Here is a 21,259-nt window from a genome sequence, read left to right as displayed (position 1 = left end):
CCAGCGAGCCGCTGGCCGGCTGACCCAGCGCAAGGATGCGCAGCGGATCGCGGTCGCGGTCGAAATCGTTGCGCAGCAGATCTGTGATCGCGAAACGCGTGGCCTGTCCCTCGCGTCCAGTCAAGGCATCCGCAGCCGCATCGGGCCGCTCGCGCGTCGGCTTGACGTCGTAGAAGATCAGCGCCGGCTTGGCCGAGATCCCCCCCTTCTCGTCGGTGGCATCGTAGGTCAGCACGAGCGTGCCGTTGAAGTCCTGGGGCACCACGAGGTTGATCTGCTCGGGCGTAAGGATGGTGGACGCCGCGATCGGAACGACCTTGAAAGTGTCGTCGACGACGACGTCGGTGAGGATCGACATCGCCGGATGACCGTTGCCGGCAGCGATGTTGAGGCGCACCGGCACCGCGCCGACCCAATTGGCCGGCGGCATGCCCGAGAAGCTCATCGTTTCCGGATCGAATGTCAGCCAGCTCGGCAGCGGCGCACCGCTCTCGCGCGTCGCCGTGACTGTCCCCGATCCGCTCAGGTCGAGCGCGAACTGACCTCGGGCGGCGAAATAGTCATTGCCTTCGAGCGCGTGGTTGATCGACGCGATCTGGCTCGCCAGATCGCCATGAGGATCGACGACGAACTCCAGCGTGAAGCCGCGATCGCTGGACGCATAGGTGCCGTCCGGGAGCACGCGCGCGGCGGGCGTAAACACGACCTGCAGACGGGCAAGCTGCGCATCCGAATCCGGCGCAAAGCCGCTCAGGCTGACCGTGCGAGTGGCCGCATCGAACACGAGCCAATCCGGCAACGGACGCCCGCCGATGAGCGATGACGCGACCGTTCCAGCCTTGGTGTCGAACAGCGCGACCTGGCCGTGATAGGTGACGCCGGCCGGCAACGCCGCCGGATCGAGCGTCATATGGTCGGCAAACAGAAGCGGACTGCCGCCGCCCGGAGCCGGCCGCGAGAACGTCAGTTGGACCTCGATCGGGCCGATCTGGCCCGCAGGCGGCGTTCCCGCGAACTGCAACGTCGCGGCGTTGAAGGTGAGCCAGGCCGGGAGCGCCGAGCCGTCGGCGAGATGCGCCGAGACCGACGTTGCGGCATCGATATCGGCAGCATCGAATTCATAGCTGACGTTGAAGTTGGAGCGGATCTCGTAGCCATTCAGGACGTCGCGCGTGGCGTCGAAGCCGCCGGCCACCTCGGCTGCCGTCAGCGCGAACCGCGTGTTGTAGATCCGTCCGTTCGACGGATCGCTCAGCCACACGTCGACTGCGAGTGGATCCATGCCCGCTGGCGGGAATCCGGTGAATCGCATCGTGGCGGGATCGAACTGCAGCCAGGACGGCAGCGCGGAGCCATCCGCCAGCGCGGCGCTGACCTGGAAGCCGGCCGAGAGGTAGCGGTGGTCGATGACGCCGAGCACGCCCGATCGCTCGAAGAACAGCACGTCGCCGTCCGGATCGATGTCGTTGCCGAACGCCTCGGCCGGAATGACGAACAATGGCCCGTCTTCCAGACCGCTGACGTTGTCGTTCGTCAGGACGGGAGATTCGTTGCGCGGTAGGACGGTGATCGCGACGTAGGCGGACGAGGTTCCGCCATGACCGTCACTGATCGTGTACTGGAAGCCGGCCGCGCCGTTGTAGTCGGCGGTCGGCCGGAACTCGATCATGCCATCATCGCGCAGACGCACCTTGCCGCCATCGGCGAACCGGGCGATGCCGTCGAGCACGAGCGTGTCGCCATTCTCGTCGGTGTCGTTGGCGAGCATCGCCGCGGGGTTGATGACGAGGGTCTGATCCTCCAGCGTCCTGAACCCGTAATCGTTGTACGCCTTTGGCGGATCGTTCAGTGGCCGGACCCTGAAGTCGTAGGTCAGGGTTGCGGCCGCTCCGCGCGCATCGATCACGTCGTATTCGATGCTCGCGGCCCCGAGCGACGCCGGGGTGAAGGTGATGGTCCCGGTGGCCGCATCGAACACGACGCTGCCATTGTTGGCGGGGTTGTTGTCGGGACCGCCATGGAGGCCGAAGAAGGTGAAGCTGTCACCCTCGATGTCGTAGGTATTCGCCAGGAGGTCGGCCACCGTGACGGTCGTGTCCTGACCAAGACGGATCCAGCGAGAGACGTCCCGACCGCGCGGCGCGTCGTTGACGGGCGAGATCGAGATCTCGACCTTGGCGGTCGAGGTCGCGCCGCTGGCGTCCGCCAGCGTGTAGATGAATCCAGCCGCACCGAAATAATCCGGACGCAGCTTGAACTCGATGTAGTCGCCGTCCAGGCGCGCGCTCACATTGCTCGCGGCGAACTGATAATTCTCGTCCTTGTAGCTGTCGATCGCCTCCCCTGCGGCATTGGCCAGCGGCGCGATCGCAACGATGTGCAGTCCTTCGAGATCCGTCTCGCCGTCGACATCGAAATCGTTGGCGAGCAGAGTATCGATCCGGATCCGCAGGACCTGGTCTTCGACCCCATAGACGAGCGCGTCGTCGACGGCGGTCGGCGCGTCGTTGACGGGAGCGAGATCGACCTCCACCCGAGCGGTGGATTCGCGACCATACTGGTCGCGCACCGTGTAGGAGAAGAACGCATCGCCGTTGAAGTTCGGCGCTCCCTGGAATTCGATCTTGCCGTCGTCACGGACATGAACGGTGCCGTTCATCGCACCGCCGACACCGGCAAGCGTGAGATTCGCCAGGCTGAGGTCGGCATCGTTGGCGAACAGGGTCGCCGGATCGATGACGACAGGCTCGTCCTCGACGCCGAGACGAACGATGTCGTCGGCAGCATTGAACCGCCCGAGCCGCTGCAGCTCGTCGAGCCGCTCGCGAGTCCAGATCGTGCCGTCGGTGAAGACGACCTCCTCGAGGCCGGTCTGGCGTCCGAGGAAGTGATCGGTGACGCGCACGGTGTCGATCAGGAAGCCGTCCTGCCGCTCGAGCTCGAGCAGCAGGTCGTTGCCCTCGCGGATCACCGAGACGTCCTTCGGCGCAACCGGCGATGACAGCAGCAGCCGGTCCGTATCGGACTCGAGGCCCTGCTCGGTGATGACATCCTGGCCGTCGTCGAAGCCGAACACGTAGCTGTCGGACCCGGCGCCGCCGGCGATGAGATCGTCGCCACGGAGCCCCTGGAACCAGTCATCACCACTGCTGCCGATGAACCGGTCGGCCCACACCGAACCAACCAGCATCTCGATGGAGATAAGCTGGTCGCCGTCCGCTTCGCCGGCCGTGCCGAGCCCGGTGGCCAGATTGACCGCCACGCCCTCGTCGGCGCGGCTGTAGTCGGCGATGTCGAAGCCGCCGCGTCCATCGATCAGATCGGCGCCGCGACCGCCGCGGATGCGGTTGTCGCCGCCATCGCCGCGGATCGTATCGTCCTGATAGGAGCCCTGAACGATCTCGATGCCCGAGAATGTATCACCCAGCGCATCACCGCCTCCGGCGGCGCCATTCGCCATGTCGACGATGACCCCGTCCGCCGACAACGTGTAGTCGGCGGTATCGACGCCCTCGCCGCCGATCAGTTGGTCCGCGCCGCGACCGCCGATCAGGATGTCGTCGCCGGCATTGCCGATCAGGATGTCGTCACCACGTCCACCCGACAGGACGTTCGCGAGACGATCGCCTTCGAGCACGTCGGTGGCGTCGGTGCCGGTCAGGTTCTGGATGTTGGTCAGAACGTCGCCTTCGGCATCGCCGCCATGGGCGGCACCGGCCGCGAGCGAGATCGAGACGCCCGTCGCGCCAAAGCTGTAGTCGGCCGTGTTGTTGCCGGTGCCGCCGTCCAGCACATCGGCGCCGGCCCCGCCGGTCAGGACGTCGTCACCGCCTCCGCCCAGCAGGACGTCATTGCCGTCACGTCCGTCGAGCAGGTCGTTGCCATCGCGCCCTTCGAGGCGGTTGTCGCCGGCATCGCCGCCGAGTTGATCGGCGAATTGCGAACCAATCAGCGCCTCGACGCCGATATAGACATCGCCCTGCGCATAGCCGCCCTGGCCGACGCGCGACTCGAGATCGGCGCGCACGCCGAAATCCGAGTTCTCCAGGCTGACGGTGTCATAACCATCTCCGCCGGTGATGCGGTCGGCACCATCGCCGCCGTCGATCCAATCATCACCGCTGCCGGCGTCGATCTGATCATCACCGCTGCCGGCCTCGATCCGATCGCTGCCCGCGCCGCCGAGGACGAAGTCGTTGCCGCCGAGCGCCTGGATCAGATCCGCGCCATCGGTCCCGACGAGGTAATCCGCCTTCGCCGTACCGCGCAGCAGGCCGTTGTAGCTGTCGGCGACCGAGGCCATCGCGAAGCCGCTGTCGGTGGCACCATCGGCATCGGCGATCCGATATTCGACCGCGACATTGCCGCTAAAGCCGGTCGGGACGTGCACGACGATGAACGTCTCGCCGTTCCACTCGACCACCTCCGCACTGCCGCGCGACACACGCTGGCCCGAGGCCAGCGCATCGGCGTCGTAGACGCCGTCGATGCCGACAAATCTCGGACGCGCCCGGTTCGGATTGTCGAGATCGTCATCGATCACGCCGTCGCCGTCGTGATCGGCCTGCTCGATGTCATAGTCATTCTTGAGCAGGTCGCTGACGCGCAGCACCAGCGGCGCGTCGAGCGGGGTCACGAAGCCTTCGTCCTGGCCGACGGTCGGATCGTCATTGGCCGGAATGATGACGATGTCGACATAGCCTTCTGCCGAGCCGTCGGCGTCGTCCGTGATTCCGTAGACGAAGCCGGAGCTCTGGCTCGCGTCGCGGTTCGGCGTGAACACCAGATTGCCGTCGGCATCGTATTCCAGCTTGCCGTTCAGCTTCTGACCGGCATCGCCGCCGAACACCAGCGAGTCGAGTGGCGTCGACAGGCGCCAGCCGAGGAAACGTAGTGGATCCCGGTCGATATCCGTATCATTGGCCAACAACGACGCGATCGGGATGACGATCGGGACATCCTCGTTCACATAGATGACGTCGCGGTGCGCGACAGGCGGCGCGTCGCCGACGTTGTCGAACCACAGATGGACGGTGGCACCGTCGACGGCACCTTCATTGTCGGAAACGAGATAGCTGAAGGTCGCCTCACCCCAGAAATTGGCATCCGGCGTAAAGATGATCGTGCCGTGATCCGTGACTTGAATATCGCCATGAACGGCGTTGCCGGCACTCTCGAAACGGACCGCAAACCCCTCGGTATCGGAATCGTTCTTGAGCAGCTCGATGATCGGAATTTCGATCGCGTGGTCTTCCAGGCCGCGCAGGATCGGCAGGGCGGGATCGGAATAGCGATCGTCGCGTGCGCTGGGCAGGTCGTTGACCGGCTGATAGACCAGCGTGGCGCGCGCCCACGACGTGCCGCCATGGCCGTCGTCCACCTGATACTCGAACCACGCATCGCCGTTGAAATCGGCCTCCGGGGTGAACAGCACGGTGGCGTTCTGCAGCAAGGTCGCGTTGCCGCCATGGCTGTTGCGCACGGCGGTGATCGTCATCGTCTCGCCGTCGTGCTCGATGTCGTTCGCGAGCAGGCGATCGGCCCCGATGACGATCGGATTGTCCTCGCGGATCGGCTCGCCCGAATCCGTCGCCTCGAACCGGTCGTCGTGGAGCTCCGGCGGATCGTTGACCGGCGTGACGGTCAGATTTACACGGCCTGTCGAGGTCGCGCCGCTGGGGTCGGCGACCACATAGTCGAACGACGCCTGCCCCCAGAAATAGGCCCGCGGCGTGACATGGATCAGGCCGTCGCTGCCGAGCGTGACAGTGACGTCCGAATTGGACACCACCGACTGGATCGTCAGTCCATCGCCGTCGACATCCGTGTCGTTGGCGAGCAGCGTGCTCGGATCGAGCGTGAAGGCCGTGCCCTCGGCTGTAGGCTCCACGTTGTCGTCATGCGCGACCGGCGCATCGTTGACCGTTGTGACCTGGATCGTGACCTTTGCCTCGGCGCGGCCGCCTTCCGGCGTGTTCGCGACGTAGGTGAACTCCGCGCTGCCGTTGAAATTGGCGTTCGGCGTGAAGGTGATGTTGCCGTCGCTCGCCAGCGCGACGGTCCCGTTCAACGCGCCGATCACCTGACCCACGATCATGCGGTCGCCATCGAGGTCGTTGGCGAGCAGGCGCTCGACCCGGACCACCAGCGAGCCGTCCTCCGCGACGGTGAAGCCGGAATCCGGATAGGCGGTCGCGACCGGGCGCACCTTCAGATCGATCGACGCCGTGGCAAACCCGTTATGACCGTCGGACACCGTGTAGCTGATCGACGCCGAGCCGTAATAGCCGTTCGTCGCCGTGTAATGGACGTTACCCTGGGCGTCGATCGTCGCCACACCGCTGCCGCCGGCATCGACGCCGACGATCGTCAGCGCATCACCGTCGGCATCGAAATCGTTGCGCAACAGGTCGGATGCCTTGATGACGAGCTCGGCACCGGTGGTGACGGAGAAGAACCCGTCGCCGACCGCGGTCGGAGCCCGATTGCCCAGCAACTGCCGCAGCGTTTCCTTGGTCCAGGTCACGCCGTCGGCGAAGACATAGCTCTCGATGCCCTTGGCGTCGGTAGACAACGCACCGAAGACAGTCAGGCTGTCGACCGTGTTGCCGGTGAAACGGATGACGATGGCGTCCGACCCGCGATAGAGCTGCTCGACGCTCGCCTCCGTGGACGCGAAATCCGCAATCCGCACCTGGTCAGTGCCGCCGTTGCCGGAATCGACGACAGTGTCGTTGCCGGCGCCGCGTCCGAACAGATAAAGGTCTCCGGCTTCGGCGCCGGAGAGCAGGTCGTTGCCGGCCCGGGCCGCGAACGTGTCGGCGCCGTCGAAGCCATAGACATTGTCATTGCCGGTGCCGTCGACGTCGGACAGCGCGCGGGCTCGCATCGCATCGCGGGTCCACACCGTGCCGTCGGCGAACCGCACCGACAGACCGAACGCGGGATTGTTGGCCGCACCGAGCGCGTCGATCAGCACCACGCGATCGCCGGCACCAGCGAAGCTGAGCACGAGATCGTTGCTGTCGGGACCGGCCCGGACGGCGGAAACGACGTCGCCAACGTTGTAGTCGGTCAATTTGAGGACGTCGGTGCCCTGGCCCACCGCATCGATGCGGTCGTCGCCGTCGCCGCGACGGTACAGATAGGTGTCGTTCCCATCGCCGCCGCGGACGAGATCATTGCCCTTGCCGGCCAGCAGCGTGTCGTTACCCGAAGTGCCGATGATGATGTCGTTCCCATCGGTCGACAGGCTTGCGAGGATCGCAAGCTGCATGTCGGCGACCGAGAACTGCGTTCCGTCGGCAAGCGCAATCGTTTCGATCCCGGCGAAATTGGCGCCGAGCGCATCGACGATGACGATCTGGTCGGTCGTCCCGGCGAAGCGGATGGCCACATCGTTGCTGTCGGCAGCCACGCGGTGGAAGCTGATCTCGGCGGCCGTGTAGCCGCTGATCTCCAGGCGATCAGCCGTCGACGACGCCTTGTCGTTGATCACGTCGCTGCCATCGCCGCGGGTAAAGCGGTAGATGTCGTTGCCGGCACCACCCGAGAGATGGTCATCCCCGAGACCGCCGATCATGACGTTGGCGCCGGCATCGCCGGTCAGCACGTCGTCGGCGAAGCTCGGTGCGCGCGCGATCAGGTCGCCTACTGCCCAGACCGTGCCGTCGGCAAAGCGGATCGTCTCGATCGCGCCAACGCCCAGCGCGTTCTCGATCGTGATCCGGGCGCCGGTCGACTTGACGATAAGCGTGAAGTCGGCCCCGTCCTCGCTCTGGGCAACCTTGATGTCGTCAGGCACGATATCGGCGGCCAGCAGCAGCGTGTCGCTTCCGGCCCCATCGGCGATGCGGTCGTGACCGCCATGGGCCGCGAACACGTACGTGTCATCGCCGCTTCCGCCCTCGAGGCGATCGTTTCCTGCGCCGCCGTCGAGCGTGTCCGCCCCGCCATTGCCGATGAGGAGATCGTCGCCGGCGCCGCCGGCGAGCGCATTGTCGAGATCGTCGCCCCGGATGACATCGTCGCCATCGGTCGCCGTGCGCGCAAGCGCGATCAGGGTCGCCTCGGTCCAGACCGTTCCGTCCGCGAAAGTGACACGCGACACGCCCATGCCCGGCATCGCGGGCGAGCCGAGATCGACACGATCGCCGGTCGCGGCGATCTCGAGCACGATATTCACGGCCCCGCGCACGAGCCGCACGTCGGTCGACAGGATCCCGGCCGCAAAGCTCAGCGTGTTGGTGCCGGCCGTGTCCAGGATCACGTCCTGGCCGTCGCCACGGGCGAACACATAGACGTCGTCGCCACCGGCTCCCTGAAGAGTGTCGTCGCCCGTGCCGCCGATCAGGGTGTCGGCCCCTGCACTGCCCTGCAGGACGTCGTTGCCGGCCTTGCCCTCCAGCGTGACGTTCTGGGCCTGGAAGTCCGCGGGCACCGCGAGCGTGTCGTCCGCGCTCGATCCCTGCAGGGATCGCGTCAGGACGTCGCTCCAGGTCCATGTCGTGCCATCGGCAAAGGCGATGGTCTCGATGACGCTGCCGCCGTCGAGCGCGCCGGTCAGTTTGATGCGGCCACCATCATTGCCGATGCGCAATTCGACGTCGCGCCCGACCTGCATGACGCTGACGTCGCCAACCGCGATCCCGGTCGTGAATTCCAGCCGGTCGTTGCCGCCGAGGTCGGTGATGCTGTCGCGGCCGTCGCCGCGGGCGAACCGGTAGATATCAGCGCCGGTGCCGCCCAACAGGCGATCGTCACCCTCGCCGCCTTCGAACACGTCGAGATCGGTCGCGAAGCTGCCGTCGCCGTAGCCGGTGATGACATCGTCGCCGGATCCGCCCGACATGATATCGCTGCCGCCACCGCCGATGATCTGGTCGTTGCCCTCCTGGCCGGCGAGGAGGTCGTTGCCGAGACCACCGTCGATCAGGTCATCGTCGGCGCCGCCTGCCAGGCGGTCGTTGCCGCCGAAACCGCGGATGACGTCGTTACCACCATTGCCGTAGATGCGATCGTCCAGCGCGCTGCCCTGAAGAACATTCCCTGCACCGTCGTCATTGATGCGGATGGAGTTGTCGATGGCGATCGGAACGCCGTCGAAATTGGCGGAGGTCAGCTTCGTCGCGTCGACACCCAGCAGGCGCAACAGCACCTGGTCGGCCCCCGACGTGGCCCGCATCATCACGACCGTGTCGCTTCCCGCCTGCGCCAGCCAGATGCTGCCGCCTTCGAACGGATTTGGATTGCTGGCCATCAGGCGGATCACATCGCCGCTGGAGCCCGCCTCGAAGTCGGTGATGACGTCGGCAACGATCGACCCGGCACCCTGGCGGACCGGCAGATAGTAATAGGTGTCGCGACCGGCCCCACCGGTCAGCGTGTCGACGGCACCATCGGCTGAGAGGTCGCCAAACTGGTCATTGCCGGCGCCGCCCGAAAGGATGTCCGCTCCGTCACCGCCCGCGAGATAGTCGTCGCCGCCGCCGCCGGTGAGCACATCATCCGCGGCGCCGCCAACCAGGTAATTCCCGGTGACGGCAACGTCCTCGACGAGGCGGCTGCGCACGTCAGTGAGCGACAGCGTGATGCCGTCGGCGACGATCGCGAAGGTTTCGACCAGGTCGTTGACGTTGCTGCTCAGACCATTGTGCACGATGATGCGGTCCGCGCTGCCAGCGAAGCGGATCACGAGGTCCTGCCCGACCGCGCCGAAGCGGATCTGCGACAGACCATAGCCTTCGATCTGCAAGGCATCGATGGCCTGATCGCCGCCCTCCGCAATCGTGTCAAAGCCGTCACCAGCCGTGAACGTATAGGTGTCGGCACCGAAGCCGCCCGACAACATATCGTCGCCGTGGCCGCCAACGAGACGGTCGTCTCCCATACCGCCACTCAGGACGTCGTTGCCTTCGCCGCCCAGCAGGATATCGTTGCCGCCCAGGCCCGACAAATTATCGTTGCCGCTCCCGCCGTCGAGGCGGTTGGCCTCGTCCGTGCCGGTGATGACGTCGCCCCCGTCCCCTCCGATGAAAGACTGATCCCTCAGCTCCTTCATCGTCCAGACGGTCCCGTCAGCGAACGCGATGGTTTCGATGACGTTGCTGGACGCCGCGAGCACATCCGTGAGCTTGAGCTCCTCGCCGGTGTCGCGAATCCGCAAGACGAGGCTGCGCGCGTCGACCGCGGTGACCTTGATGTCGCCGGGCGCAACGCCGGCTCCGATCTCGAGGCGATCCACGCCGCCAGTGTCGGTGAGCGTATCGTTGCCGTCGCCGCGGCCCCAGCGATAGACGTCGTCACCGAGCCCACCGAGCAGCGTATCGCTGCCGGTGCCGCCGACGAGGATATCGTTGCCATTCGCTCCGGTCAGGACGTCGTCGCCGGACTCGCCGAGCAGCGTCGCCGCGCCAACGGCGACCAGGCTGTCATTGCCGGCGCCGCCGGAGAGCGTTTCTCCATTCGTCGTGCCAAGGACGATGTCGGCGCCCGCGGAGGGCGTCTTCCACCGCGCCGCGATGTCGGCGAACGTCCAGACGGTGCCATCGGCGAAGGTGAATGTCTCGATCGCCCTGCCGTCGCTCGCGGAGCCGTTGGTGATGGTGATCCGGTCATCGCTGTTGCGGAACGTGACGACGAGCGTCGACGTGTTGCCGATCAGGGCTACCCTTACGTTCGCCGGGTCGATGCCGGCGCCGAACTCGATCCGATCCGTCCCGGACGCATCGGTGATCGTGTCCTGACCGTCACCGGCTGCAAAACGATAGACATCGTTGCCCTGGCTGTCGACGAGGGTGTCGTCGCCCTTGCCGCCGATCAGGATGTCACTGCCGGCGTCGCCGTTGATGGTGTCGTCGCCGCCATTGCCGGACAGCGTATCGTTGCCGTTGCCGCCTGAGATCGCATCGTCGCCGGAGCCGCCCCCGATGACGTCGTTGCCGTCGAGGCCCGACAGAACGTCGTTGCCGATCGCCGAGCTCGCAACGGCTTGCGTCCGTTGCAGAGTGACGTTGTCGAGCGACGCGCCGGCGGCGTCCTGGGAGCCGGTGCCCCGGAAGCTGAGCTGGTTGGTGCCCGCTGCCGCGGTCACCAGCACGCCGGACCGCACCATTGCGGTCCCCGTGTTGTTGAAGCTTGCGACAACGGTTCCATTCCACAGCACGTCGAACGAGCCGCTGCTGCCCGATGTGCGGTTGGCGTGGTCGAATTGCAGCAGGAGCGTTTCACCTGGGGTAAGACCCGCGATGTCCTGCGCAATCTGCACGTTGCTGTCGCCGCCTCCGGCGCCCGTCCCATCGAGATCGAGCCAGTAATTGCCGTTGCTGGCCGCAACACCGTTGGTGCCGGAGACAACCTGCTCGATGCCCAGCGTCGTCGCCGGCTGGGTATTATTGATCCTGGTCCAGCCGGGTAACGTGGTCGCCGAATAGCCCCAGGCCTGCGGGCTGGCATCTGCGGCAAGCTGTTCGAAGCTGCCGTTGACGAGCAGATTGTCACCGACCGGCCGCCACTGCGTGGATCCGCCGCCGTCGATGGTGTCCGAGCCGGCCGTGCCGGTCAGAGTGTCGCTGCCCGCCGTCCCGACGAGTTGCGCGCCCTGCAGGGTCACCCCGCTCCGGTCGTTGGCCGCGACCAGCGCCTGCATGGCCGCGAAATTGAGTGTGCTGCCGTCATCGAAGCGCAATTGCTCGATGCGGGTATTATCCCTGGTGATTTCCCCCTGAATCGTGATGCGGTCTTCCGTCCCGGCAATCACGATGATCAGATCCTCACCGTTGCTGCTCTGGGTCAGGGACAGATCAGCGGCGACGATGCCGGCGCCGAACTGGATCGTATCGTTGCCGTAGCTCCAATCGCTGATGATATCCTGGCCGTCGCCGCGGTTGAACACATAGGTGTCGTTGCCTCCGCCACCGCGCAGCCAGTCGTTGCCGGTGCCGCCGATCAGCGTGTCGTCGCCATCCAGGCCATCCAGAATCGTGTCGTTGCCGGCGCCGCCGGAGATGGTGTTGGCGAACTGATCGCCTGCGAACACGTCGTTGCCCGCGGTCGGCGTCAACGAGCGCGCGAGCAGTTCCGCGTAGCTGAGCGTGCTGCCATCCGCGAAACGCAGCTGCTCGATACGGTTGAAATCGGTGCTGACGCCGCGCTGGACGGTGATCCTGTCGTCGGTTCCCGCGATCGCGATGACGAGGTCTTCGCCGTTGTTGCCCTGGCTCACCAGCACGTCAGCAGGCGTAATTCCGGCGCCGAGCTGGATCGTATCGGTGCCGTAACCGAGATCGTTGATGATGTCCTGGCCGTCACCGCGGTTGAACACGTAGGTATCGTTGCCGGCACCGCCGCGCAGCCAGTCATTGCCCGGCCCGCCGGTCAGGATGTCGTCGCCGCCACCGGCGTCGGTCACCGTATCGTCGCCCACGCCCCCCGAGATCGTGTTGGCGAACTGGTCACCCGCGAACGTGTCATTGCCGATGGTGGGCGTCAGCGACCGCTCGACCGTTTGCGCGTAGCTGAGCGTGCTGCCGTCCGCGAAGCGCAATTGCTCGATGCGATTGTATTCGGTGCTGAGACCACGATCGATCGTGATCCTGTCGTCAGTCCCCGCAATCGTGATGACGAGGTCCTGGCCGCTATTGCCCTGTGTCACCACTACATCTGCAACGCCGATGCCGGCACCGAACTGGATCGTATCGGTGCCGTAGTTCCAGTCGCTGATGGTGTCCTGGCCGTCGCCGCGGTTGAACACGTAGGTGTCGTTGCCGCCGCCGCCGCGCAGCCAATCGTTGCCGGTCCCTCCGGTCAGCGTATCGTTGCCGTCACCCGCGTCGGCCACGGTGTCGTTGCCGGCTCCGCCCGACAGCACGTTGGCGGCCGCGTCACCGCGAAGCGTGTCGTCGCCCCAGCCTCCCAGGACCGGAGCTGCGCCAGTGGCGCTCAAGGTCTGGCTGGCGATCACCGTGAATGGCGCGCCTGCAAAATTCACCGATGTCAGGCTCGTGACCGGGACATGGCTGAGACGCAACAGCAGCCGCGCATTGGCGAGGCTCTGCGCGCCCTGCTCCGCGAAGTAGATCAGAGTATCGGCCCCGTCGGCCCGTGCCAGCAGCGCGCCGGACAAGCCATTCGCAACGGCAATATTGAGCGTATCGCCGACGTCGCCGCTCTTGAAATTGGTAACGACATCGACGCGGTCGCCCCAGCGCGAAAGCGGGACGAAGACGTTGTAGGTGTTGCGCTCTGCCGCGCCCGCGAGCTCGCGCGCGAACAGACCTGATCCGATCTGGTCGACGGTTCCGACCGTCGACAGATCGGCGCCCAGAGTGGCACGGCTGGCCACCGAAATGATCTGGACGCGCTGATCATTGCTGGCGCCGCCGGTCGCTGCGCCGAAGCCGTACCAGACCTCGGCATCGCCGCCGAACAGGCTGCTCACGACATCGTAGGTCTTGCTGCCGATCACCGTGCCGTCGACGCTGTAGCTGAAGGTCTTGCTCGCGGCGTCCCAGGTAATCACGACGTCGTGCCAGAGGGCGTCCTCGAGCTGAGCGAAATCGTGCCGCGCATCGAAAGTGTTGTCGCCGGTCTGGCCGTTGACGACGAACTGACTGAAATCGGTGGCCTGCCCCCAGGTGTCGAAAATGAGGCCAAAGGAGCCGGAGACCAGCGCGCCCATGCCGCCGCCGCCCGATCCGGTGATCTCGCCGGCGCTCTTGTTCTGAAGTGCAAAAGAGAGACCGTCGGCGCCGCCTTCGTTGGCGCCGAAGAGCATCTTCGTCGTCCAGACCACGTTGCTGGAGAGATCCACGGTACCCCAGACGGCACCGACCCTATTGCCGGCGTCGGGGGTCAATTGATAGGTGCCGCTGCCGAGGTTGCTGGCGGAGCCAACGACGGCAAGACCGGTGACCGGCGATGACACTGTCTCGATTCGCGCAAGGCCGATCGTCGAAGAGGCTGGCGTCACGCCGGTGCCCGAGCCCGCGCCCACGAAGATTGGGGCGGCGAACGGATCGGACGACGGATTGCTCGGATGCAGAATCCGCTCGGCCGCGTCGGGCGCGAGCGCGCGAGCCAACAGCGCCGCTGCATTCCACTGCGTTCCATCGTTGAAGCGCACGAGGTCGATCGGCGGCGCGCTCGCATCGACTTGGCCGACGATCGTCAGCCGGTCATCGCTGGCGATGATCCGCAACACGATGTCGTTGCCGCTGCGAACGACCACCACGTCGCTCGGGGCGACGCCGGCGTTGATCCGCAAGGTGTCGTTGGAGCCGGGCGCATTGGCCGGCTCCCGGATGATGTCTCGACCGTAGCCCCGGCCGAACACATAGGTCGTGTCACCGACGCCGCCGGCGAGCACATCATCGCCCGCCCCGCCGTCCAGGGTGACGGCGATATCGAGCTGCGCCCCCAGGTCGATCACATCGGCCCCGGTGGCCGTCGACGCCGCGGCATGCGCGACGACATCGGCCAATTGCCAGACTGTGCCGTCGGCGAATTCGAACTGCTCGATGCCGTAATCGGTCGAGCCGCTCCCCACGCGGAACATGTCTCTCAGCGTGAGACGATCATCGCCGCCGGCAATGCCGATGACGAGGTCGGTCGGACCGACCGACAGGAAGCGGATGTCGGCCGGCAGGATGCCGGCGCCAAACCGGATCTTGTCGAGCTTGGCGCCATCCGAGATCTCGACATCAGAGATCGTGTCCTGCCCGTCGCCACGCTCGAAATAATAGGTATCGGCGCCACTGCCGCCTTCGAGCAGATCGTCGCCTTTGCCGCCCGTGATGACGTCGGCGCCGCGGCCGCCCTCGAGATGATCGTTGCCGAGGCCTCCGGAGATGGCGGAGCCAATGCCGGTGTTGGCGAGATCGGCGGGCACGATCAGATGATCGTCACGGTCGGTCGGTTCGATCGCGGCAGCAAGCGCCCGATAGCTAAGGTTGCGACCGTCGGCAAAGACGATCCTGGCGATGACTGGATCGATGTCGCCGGCGGGATCGACCAGGGTGACACGGTCGTCGGTGCCGGTGATCGACAGCACGAGATTGCCGTCGGCATCGCGCGTCGCCACGACGTCCTCGAGCGCAATGCCGGCGCCGAAGACGAGCGTGCCCTTGCCGTCGGCCGATCCGTTGCTCTCGATGCGATCCTGGCCGTCGCCGCGTCCGAACTGGTAGACGTCGTCGCCGCCACCGCCGATGATGACGTCATCGCCGGTGCCGCCGTTGAACGTCTCGCTGCGCGCCGAGCCGACGATCAGGTCGTCCTGCCAAGTGCCCGTATCGGCCGCCATGTCACGGAGCTGGTCGAGCGTGAACGAGGTGCCGTCGCTGAAGCGAACGGTATCGACGCCACTCCAGCCGCCATCGTAGCGGAGCACGATCTGGTCGGTCGAATCGGCGAAGGACAGCACCAGCTGGTTGCGGGCCGGATCGATTTGAGAAACGCGCAGTTCGTCCGGCCGGTAGCCGGAGATCAGCAGCGTGTCGCTGCCGGCGCCGTCGTCGATCACGTCGCGGCCGTCGCCGCGCCTGAAATTGTAGGTGTCGTTGCCCACGCCGCCACTCAGCGCGTCGTCGCCCGTCCCGCCGGAGATCACGTCCGCGCGGCTGCTTCCGACGATCACGTCGTTGCCCACGCTGGCCTGGGCGGTGATCGCCGCCTGCACGATCGCGGCCGCATCCCAGACCACGCCGTCAGCGAATTCGAGGCTGGGAAGCGATCCACTGCCGAGCGCCCCCCTAACGATCAGCTGGCTGCCTGACGAGAACGACACGATGAGGTCGTTGGAGCCGATCGCAGCCAGCCTGACGACGGCATCGCTCGATGCGTAGGCGGTGAACGCAACCGTCGCCCTGGTCACGCCGGAAGGCATCTCGACGCTATCGATCCCTTCGCCTGCGCCGATGCTGACGCGCGAATCCTGCGCCAGGATCAGGCGGTCATGACCGGCTCCGGCGTCGAAATTGCTGCCCGCCGGCAGATCGCGCAGATCGACGAGATCCTGGCCGGCGTTCGACAGACCATCGCGAATGAGGCCGCGCACGTCCTCGATCGACAGCGTGGTGCCATCGCCGAAGACGAAGCTCTCCACGGGCCTTGCGCTGTAGCCCGACAGAATGGCCAGGCGATCGGTGCCATTGCCGATGGTGATCAGCAGATCGCCATCGATATTGCGGAACTTGACCAGGTCGGCGGAAATGCCTGCGCCGAACACCACCTTGTCGATGCCGCCGGCGTCATAGATGCTGTCGCTGCCGTCACCGATGCCGAACTTGTAGGTGTCGTTGCCGAATCCACCCTCGAGGGCATCCTGGCCGGCGCCGCCGGACAGCGTATCGTCGCGATTGTCGAAGCCGACCAGACGATCATCGCCGGCGTTGCCGGTCAGCATGCGGTCGATGATCGACTCGATGGACAGAATCCGCCCGTCGGCGAACTCGAACCGCTCGACGCGATTGGTCGAGAGGCCGTTGACGATCGTCAGGACGTCGAGGCCGCTGCCGAGATCGATGACGAGATCGTTGCCGTTGCGGCTGACCACGATGTCCTCGAAGCGCACGGAGGCACCGAACACCACGCGATCGACGATGCCAGCCGAATCCGGGCGCTCGACGATCCGGTCGAAGCCGTAGCCGGCCGAGAAGGCGTAAGTATCGGCGCGATTGCCGCCATAGAGGGTGTCGTCGCCCTGGCGTCCGTCCAGCACGTTCTCCTGCTCGAGCAGGCCGGTGATGACGTTGTCGCCGCGGTTGCCGCCCGCGATCTGCAGCAATTGCTCGACATCCGAGATCCTGATGGTCGAGCCGTCGTAGAAGCGGAACAGCTCGACGCCATCTTCGGCGTCGCGGAACTGGTTGCGGATGCGCAGCGTATCGCTGCGGCCGGTGATCGAGATCAGGAGGTCGTTGCCGTCCTTGGTGAAGACGACGTTGTCCCGCGTGATGCCGCCCCCGAACTGCACGACATCGTCGACCGGCACGCGCACGCCGCGCCGGTCGGGCCAGCTTGCGCGGACACGCCGGTCGACGATGACGTCCTGGCCGTAGCCGGCGTCGAATTTGTAGGTGTCGCCGCCATCGCCGCCGGTCAGCGTATCGTTGCCGGCGCGGCCGTCGAGGACTTCCGCGAAGTCCGAGCCGGTGATCGTGTCATCGCCATTGGTCCCGACGAGGTCGACATCCTCGGGATTGACGTCGAGGAACGAGACCGTGCGATCGGTGAAGACCAGGTTCTCGACCGCATAGGTCTGTCCTCCGTCGCGCACGTACTGATTCTCCAGCACGATGCGCTGGCCGGTGACGCGGACCGTGATGATCAGGTCGAGCGCCGTGCGGGAGAAGTCGACGTCCGTCGAGGCAATGCCGGCGAGAACGAGCTGATCGTTGCCAGAGCTGTCGAGGATGGTGTCGTTGCCTTCGCCGAGCGCGACCGTATAGACGTCGTTGCCGCCGAAGCCGACGAGCCGGTCGTCGCCTGCCCCCCCGTCGATCGCATCCGACAGCTCGTCGTAGCCGTAGATCGTGTCGTTGCCGGCGGTCTTGGCGACGTCGATATAATGCTGGGCGAGCTTGAAGCCGCTCCAGGTCGTGCCGTCGCCGAACTGGATATCCTCGATGAAATTGGTGAAGCCGAGGATCGGGATGGTGGCCAGGACGTCCTGCAGCACGACCTCGTCGCTCGTGCCCTTGATGCGCATGCGCAGCGTATCGCTGTCGCCGTCGCGCAGGAAGTCGAGGTCGGTCCATCGGATCTGGTCGCTGAACTGCAGCTTGTCGTGCTGCGGCGGATCGAACAGTCCGGGAATTGCGTTGTCGATGATGACGTCGCGGCCATAGCCGCGGCCGAAGACGTAGGTGTCGTCGCCCTCCCTGCCCGACAGGAAGTCGTTGCCGGCGCCGCCATCGAGGGTGTTGGCATTCAGCATGCCGTAGATCGCGTCGTCATTCGCGGTCTTGGCGTTGGCGAGCACCTTCTCGACGATCTGCGTGAAGTCGAGGCTGGAGCCGTCGTCGAAGACGAAGCGTTCGATCAGGTTGGGCGCGACGTAGTCGAGGCCGTCGCTGCTGCCGAGCGCGTCGGAGAACAGGCCGACCCCGGTCCTGACACCGCCGAACTGGCCGATGATCTCGAGCGTGTCGCCCGTCGGATTGCCCTGGTCATCGAGCACGACGATCTTCAGATTGGCGCTCTCGCCGTCGCGGATCAGCCTCAGCTTGTCGGCGGTGATGCCGCCCTTGAAGCTGAGCACGTCGATGCCGGCCTTGACCGGACCGAACGAGAAATTGCCGAGATCGTCGATGACGTCCTGGCCATCGCCGGCCTGGAAGACGTAGATGTCTCCGCCGGCGCCGCCGCTCATATAGTCGTTGCCCTTGCCGCCCCAGAGGATGTCGGCCGAGCCCGAGCCCATCAGGCTGTCGTTGAACTGGCCCGCCGCCCGGTCGCGGTCGAGCACCTCCATCGACATCCGGAAACGGTCCCAGGCGACGCCGTCGGCGAAGACGATGGCGCTGACGCCGGAATCCGCGCGCTTGCCGTTGGTCAGGAGGGCGTTGTTCTCGCCGAGGAACTGGTCGGTGATCCGGATCGTGTTGGTGCGGCCGCGGATCTCGAGGATGAGATCCTCGCCGTCGCGGATCGCCCTGACGTCGGTCGACAGCACGTCCGTGAAGCGCAGCTCGTCGGCGTCACCGGTGTCCTTGTCGTCGATGACATCGTCGCCGGAGTTGCGGCCGACGAAATAGAAGTCGGCGCCCTGGCCGCCGCGCAGGGTCTGATTTCCCCCGGTCATGTAGAAATAGTCGGCCGCATCGGTGCCATTGACGATGGTGTCGCCGGCCGCGTGGGTGATGATGCGCTGGTCGCTGATCCCCAGCGCATGTGCGACGCCGCGGATGTCGAGATCGACGCCAACGGTCTCGAACGCCGGCAGCATCATCTGCATGATGAAGGCCTGGTCGACGGCGAGCGTGCTGCCGGCGAGGTTGCCTTCTCCGGACGGATGATAGTCCGGATAGACCTGCGCCAGGATGCCGTGCCATTCGGCGAGATAGTCGAACACAGCATCATTGGCATTGCTCGCCGGCGCCCCGGCGAAGATCGCCTCGAACATCGGGGCGAGCTCGCGGTTGGTCGTCGGCTTGTAGCTGTCCGAGGCGAGGTCGTAGGTGACGCCGCGGAAGAAGTCCTTCAGCCCGCCCTGCATTGCGATCCGCACCGCATAGCGGCGCGAGGTCGCGATGTACTCGCTCATGACCGGCTGCAGCATGCCGATCATGGAGGCAATGCCGGAGACATATTGCGCCGGATCGGTCGACAGGTTGGCGCTGCCGCCCGGGCCGACCGCGTAGGCGATGTGCCCGGTTGCATTGTCGAACTGCGCCGTCAGCATTTCCGGACGGAAATCGATGCCGCCGAGCGAGGTCGCGAAGTGGAACTGCGCCGGCGTCAGCATCTCGACGCGGTAGGTGGAATCGTCGGTCGAGTTCACCTCGTCGAGCGTATCGAAATCGATCGCGTAGTTACGCAGATTGAACTCGCGGCTGTCGCCGGTCTTCCATTCGAGCTGCAGCGCGCGATCGAGATTGCGCGCCCAGACATAGAACGTGCCGTCCTGGTCCGTGACCTTCACCGTGTAGTCCACGGCGATGCCATCGGTGAAGCGGACGCCGATCCGATCGACCGGCAAATGGGCGTAGGGATTGAAGCCGAGGGCCTCGGTCCGCCACTCGGTGCCGCCGGGGTGAGCGAGCGCGAGGATGGCGTCTTTGCTGGCGTAGCGCGTGGCAGGATCGGAGGCGAGCCGCCAGCTGCCGTCGGCCTGCTTGATGCCGTAGTCGAGGACAACCGCGCGGCCGTCGACGACGCGCGTGAGATAGGGCGCGGGATCGCGGTCGGCCGGCGCCGCGTCGCGATCGGACGGCGACCAGGCCTGCTCCAGCCGCCAGGCCGCGCCAGTGGCCGCGGCCTGCGCCAGCACATCCTCCATGGTGGCGCGCGGGACCGGCTGGCCCTGCCCGTCGCGCACCGGTGCACCGGAGGCGAGCGTCCAGTAGCCTCCTTGCGCATCCTCGACATAGACGCCACGATCGAGCAGCACGGCCTTGCCACTCGCATCGGTGCCGACGAGCACCGGCGTCAGCTCGCGCGTCTGCTCCAACGCTTCGCCCCACGCGCCGAGCACGCTGCCGACCTGCGCGACCAGCGTGCGCAGCTTCGGCGTCGTCATGGCGGCCGCCGTGGAGGTGACAACCTCGCCGAGCGCAATGTCGTTCGCGGTCGCGACCGCGAGATTGGTGACCCGCCCAAAACCCTTGACGTCGAGCAGCGCCGCCGGCTGCCACGCCGCCCGGCCGGCCTCGCCGGCATAGCGGGTATCGGTGTCGTTCGACGCCAGGATGGCATCGAACATGTGCCTGACAGCTCCGGTCGCGAAGGTGACGTCGCCGACGCCGGTCAGGTGCGCGCCCTGCGGCGTCGTGATATCGACCGCGGTGGCACCGAGATCGAGGCTGACGATGCCGAGCGCATCGAGGCTCTCCAGTTCGCCCGCATCGGTGACGCCGTCGCCGTCGAGGTCCTGCCAGACCCGCAGATCCGACCACAGCATGTCAGCCGCAGTGATCTTGCCGTCGCCATTGGAATCGAGCTGCGCGAGCTGGGCATAGCCCGACTGTCCGACGCCGCCGAACATCTCCGAAATGTCGTCGATCCGGCCATTGCCGTTGACGTCGCGAACCAGGAAGCCGTCATCGCCGCTCAGCCACCCCGTGCGCTCGGCAAACAGGTCGCGATCGATGTCGAAGTAGACCTGGCTGGTGGCGATGTCGGTGGTCTCGATGCCGTCACCGTCGAGATCGATGACGAGCGGATCGGTGCCCTTGGCCCACTTCATTCCCTCGGCGAAACGGGCAACGGCGGCACCCAGGGTGGCCGCCTGATCGATCAGCGTATTGCCGCCATACTGCGCGGCGATCGCAATGCCGTAGATCCCGAGTAGCGGCTCCAGGAGAGTCATCAGATCGGCAATGGGATTCGCTGCCTTGAACACCATGCCGAAGGTGCCTTGGCCCGTGAGCTCCGCCTGCTGGAAACCGATATAGCTGCCGACGAGATCGAAGTTCTTGACCTTCATCCAACCTTTGAGGATCCCCTGCGCATCCAAGGCTTGCTGCGCCTTGTAGGCGTCACTCGCAGTGCCGCCGAAAACGGACGTGAACAGCTGGTCGAACTGGTTCGTAATGTACAT

1 protein-coding gene (running past one end of the window) is annotated in these 21,259 nt (G+C 65.8%); it reads right to left on the bottom strand.

The features are described 5' to 3' along the window. Positions 1 to 21,259, bottom strand: partial view of a tandem-95 repeat protein gene (locus tag S58_RS38785; protein WP_144058322.1) — the 5' portion only. 8,195 nt of this gene lie to the left of the window's left edge; only the first 21,259 of its 29,454 coding nucleotides appear in the window; its start codon is at positions 21,257 to 21,259; its stop codon lies beyond the left edge, outside the window.

It is taken from the genome of Bradyrhizobium oligotrophicum S58 (genome assembly GCF_000344805.1).
Classification (GTDB): Bacteria; Pseudomonadota; Alphaproteobacteria; order Rhizobiales; family Xanthobacteraceae; genus Bradyrhizobium; species Bradyrhizobium oligotrophicum.
The sequence above is the reverse complement of the archived record's forward strand: the minus strand, read 5'-3'. Positions and strand labels throughout refer to the sequence as shown.